The sequence below is a fragment of the Flavobacterium sp. genome (assembly GCF_040382755.1).
Lineage (GTDB): Bacteria > Bacteroidota > Bacteroidia > Flavobacteriales > Flavobacteriaceae > Flavobacterium.
On sequence record NZ_JBEIET010000141.1, the window covers coordinates 1 to 4,408 of the forward strand.

The following is a 4,408-nucleotide window of genomic DNA, read 5'->3' on the forward strand; positions in this document are numbered from 1 at the left end:
ATGAGTTTCATTGAGAAAACAATGAGTATTGATAAAGATATTGCCGATAACATTATGTTGGTTTCATTAGCATTAGGTACACCTTTCTTTGTATTATTTGGATGGTTATCTGATAAAATGAGTAGAAAATGGATTATGATGGCAGGTATGTTAATTGCTATATTTGCGTATCGACCAATTTATACTTCAATGTTCGAATCTGCAAGTGAAAAATCAATGAAAGCAAATGGTAACACATTAGTTTTGGATAGCTGTAAAGTTATTGGAGCACCATTAGCAGAAATTAAAACGGCAGCAGATAAAAAAGATCCAACAGTTAAGAATACAAAAATTCTTATTGCTACAAAATCAGATTCATTATATAATACAGGAGCAAAATTCCATTATACTACTATTGATACGGTTTATGCTGCAAAAGCGATAGAATTTGACGCGAAAGCCAATGCTAAAAATGAAGTTTGGATTAAATTTAATACTACTAAAGATTCTGTTGTAACTGTAAATACTATTAAACTTAAAAACAGTTTAAAACCAGATGAAAAACCAGCAAAAGTTGATACATTAGCGGTTGTTGAATTAAAATCGTTCACTGAAGGTTCAGGTGCTAAATGTCATCCAGCAGGTGTAAGTTTAAAACATGGAACGGAAGTATCTAAAAACATTACAGATGATATTAAATGGCATTTAATTTGGATGGTTTTCATTCAAGTATTATTCGTAACAATGGTTTACGGACCTATTGCAGCATTCTTAGTTGAAATGTTCCCAGCAAAAATTAGATATACTTCTATGAGTTTACCTTACCACGTTGGAAACGGTATATTTGGTGGATTGTTACCAGCAGTAGCTACTTTCTTAGCGTTAAATGCGAAGAAAGCAAATGATATTGCTAAAGAAGCAGGTGATGCGTTACCATTTGATAAACCGTATTTAGAAGGTCTTTGGTACCCAATTATTGTAGCAGGTGTTTGTTTGATTATCGGAGTGGTTTACTTAAAATCAAACGATAAAAACGTCCACGATTAATAACTTTAAAAACATAACAAAATGAATAAAATAAAAAGAATTTTAGGGATTGTATGGATAGCTATTGGTGCTGTTGCAGTATATTATTTATTTATCAATCAAGCGTTAGGTATGTGGAAAGAAGGCGGTGAAAAATTAGTTCCTGCCATAATATATACTTTTGTATTGTGTCCACTTATTGCATACGGATTATTTACTTTCGGTAAATATTGTTTATCAGGTGAATACGATAACTAATCGAATCTACTTAATTTTAATAATAAATGTTAAAAACCATCTCTATTTTTAGGGATGGTTTTTTTAATTGTAAAATATTAGATCTAAATATTTGACTATTTTCAAATTAATCTGTATTTTTAAAACTTTAAATAATGCCAATACATGAAAAAAAGACACCAACAAAAATTAGTAATTGTTTCGATGGTATTACTCATTTGTCTCAATATGCCAATTATTTTATTGTTTGATTCTTCTAAAAGCATATTTGGTTTTCCAAGTAGTTATATTTTTATTTTTTCTACTTGGCTGCTTTCTATATTAATTTCATTAGTTATAATGATTCGTTACAATGAATAGTGTTTTTTTACTTATTATACTATCCCTTTATTTGGCCATTTTGTTTTATATCGCACATTGGGCAGAAAAAAACAATGATAGCAAATGGACAAATAATCCGTATGTTTATTCTTTGTCTTTAGCCGTTTATTGTACTGCCTGGACATATTATGGTAGCGTTGGAGTAGCGGCTGATAATGGATTGAGTTTTTTGCCAATTTATTTAGGACCCATAATTATTGCGCCATCTTGGATATTAATATTAAAAAAAATAATTCGAATTTCCCGTGTTAATAAAATTGCAAGTATTGCCGATTTTATATCATTACGCTATGGAAACAGTCGTTTCTTAGGGGCTATTGTAACTGTAATATGTTTAACCGGAATTATTCCTTACATTTCTTTGCAGTTAAAAGCCATCACAGAAACCTTTCATGTAGTTTCAAACACACCTGTCAATTCCTCAATTTTTGATGACATTACTACTTATGTGGCAATAGCTCTGGCTTTATTTGCTTCCTATTATGGGACGCGTTACGCAGATGCTTCGGTAAAAAGAAAAGGAATTGTAACAGCCGTTGCAATGGAAAGCATACTGAAATTAGTGTTTTTTGTTATAATTGGGGTATACGTTACTTTTTTCGTTTTCGATGGTTTTGACGACATTTATCAAAAAGCCAGTCTTTTAAAAGATTTTCAAGCGAAAAATACCATTGGAGGATTGCCTCAAGCCATTAATTGGTTTTTACTTTGCCTACTATCTATGTTTGCCATCTTTTTATTACCGAGACAATTTCATGTTTCTGTAGTAGAAAACAATCGCGAAGGTCACGTAAATACTGCTGTTTGGTTATTTCCTTTGTATTTATTACTGTTCAATATTTTTGTATATCCAATTGCTTGGGGTGGTAATATTTTATTTGATGGACAAGAAGTAAACTCCGACACCTATTCCTTATTAATTCCTCAATTATTTGATAATAAAACATTGACTGTTTTGGTCTTCCTTGGCGGATTTTCTGCTGCTATTTCAATGATAGTTGTTTCGTCTATTGGACTATCAACAATGGTAACTAACAATATTTTAATTCCGTATAGTTTACTTGGAAAGTTAAAAAATGCCGAAACAATAAGTAGTAAAAGTATTTTAAATAGTAGAAGAATTAGTATTTTCTTGCTAATTATACTTTCGTATTTTATTTATAGGTATTTTGGTTTAAACTATAATTTGGTTTCTATTGGTTTGGTCGCATTTGTAATCATTTCACAATTGGCTCCTGCCTTTTTTGGTGCTTTGTTTTGGAGAAGAGGTTCAAGATTAGGCGCTATTTACGGAATTTTAATCGGATTTATTATTTGTGTATTTACTCTATTAATTCCATATAGTATTGGTGCTTCAAATAGTGGAAGTACTTTTATTACAGATGGTTTTTTAAATATAGAACTTCTAAAACCATTTCAATTATTTGGTTTGGATTATTTAGATCCGATTCCGCATGCTTTGTTTTGGAGTTTATTGTTTAATTGGGTAACTTATTTTGCTGTTTCTGTGAGTTTTAAAGGAAATTATCGCGAACGCAATTATGCTGAAATGTTTGTAGATATAAATAAATACAGTTCCAATCATGAAAATGCATTTATTTGGAAAGGAACGGCTTATCGAAATGATATCGAAAAAGTTTTGGTTCGATTTTTAGGTGAAGAACGTACCAAACGAGCCATGAATATTTTTAATGTCAAATACAACGTAGACCAAGATGTAGAATTAGCTGATGCGCGATTAATTAAATTTTCAGAAAACTTACTCACAGGACATATCGGAACCGCTTCTGCCAGAATTTTAATATCCAGCGTAGTAAAAGAAGAAAAAATTTCGCTTCCTGAAGTATTAAAAATTTTAGAAGAATCGAAAGAAAATATCATTGTCAACAAAAAACTGACAGAAACCTCTAATGAACTTAAGATTATTACGGCTAAACTTCAAGATGCCAACGCTTCATTAATTAGTAAAGACCTACAGAAAGATGAATTTTTGGATACGGTAACGCACGAATTAAGAACGCCAATTACCGCTATTAGAGCCGCAAGCGAAATTTTACACGATGATGATGAAATCCCAGATGAATTAAAAAAACAGTTTTTACAAAATATTATTTCTGAATCCGATAGATTGAACCGATTAATTGATAAAATTCTTGATTTAGAAAAATTTGAAACTGGAAAACAAATTATTCATCCTACACAGAACAATTTAGTAAAAACGATTGAAAAATCTATAGAATCTTTACAGCAACTCATTAAAAATAAACACATTGCAATTCATATTGAAAGCAAACAAGTAGTTACTGCTTTTTATGACGAAGACAGAATCGTGCAAGTAATTACCAATTTAGTATCCAATGCCATTAAATTTTGTCCAGAAACCGATGGCTTAATTACGATTCAAATTAAGGAAAAGAATAATTTTATTCATACTTTCGTGCAAGACAACGGAAAAGGAATACAACCGAATGATTTTGATGCTATTTTTGATAAATTTTATCAATCTACCAATCAAAACATAAAAAAACCAGTTGGAAGTGGTTTAGGATTAGCGATTTGTAAACAAATTATGGAATATCATAAAGGTAAAATATGGGCAGAACCAAGCGCAAATGGCGCAAGTATAGTTTTTACTTTACCTATAAATAATACTATTTAAAATGAAAAAAATATTAATTGTAGATGACGAACCCAATATTGTAATGTCATTAGAATATACTTTTAAGAAAAATGATTTTGAAGTTTTTATTGCTCGAGATGGAATAGAGGCATTAGAAATTGTAAA

2 protein-coding genes and 2 pseudogenes are annotated in these 4,408 nt (G+C 30.4%); all 4 read left to right on the forward strand.

The annotated features are described in order from the left end of the window. Positions 1 to 1,026 (forward strand): annotated as a pseudogene (locus ABWO04_RS10015) (hypothetical protein); the annotation flags it as partial. A gap of 21 nt (positions 1,027 to 1,047) precedes the next feature. Further along, positions 1,048 to 1,263, forward strand: coding sequence for a DUF6814 family protein (locus ABWO04_RS10020; RefSeq protein WP_291242863.1), 216 nt, complete (start codon positions 1,048 to 1,050; stop codon positions 1,261 to 1,263). 331 nt (positions 1,264 to 1,594) lie between these two features. Beyond that, complete coding sequence (locus ABWO04_RS10025) at positions 1,595 to 4,282, forward strand: ATP-binding protein (protein WP_353079573.1); 2,688 nt, start codon at positions 1,595 to 1,597, stop codon at positions 4,280 to 4,282. Between the two features lies 1 nt (position 4,283). Further along, positions 4,284 to 4,408, forward strand: a pseudogene (locus ABWO04_RS10030) (response regulator); the annotation flags it as partial.

Coding starts and splice junctions, on each gene's coding strand:
- ABWO04_RS10020 (WP_291242863.1), top strand. CDS start 1,048: ATGAATAAAATAAAAAGAATTTTAGGGATTGTATGGATAGCTATTGGT.
- ABWO04_RS10025 (WP_353079573.1), top strand. CDS start 1,595: ATGAATAGTGTTTTTTTACTTATTATACTATCCCTTTATTTGGCCATT.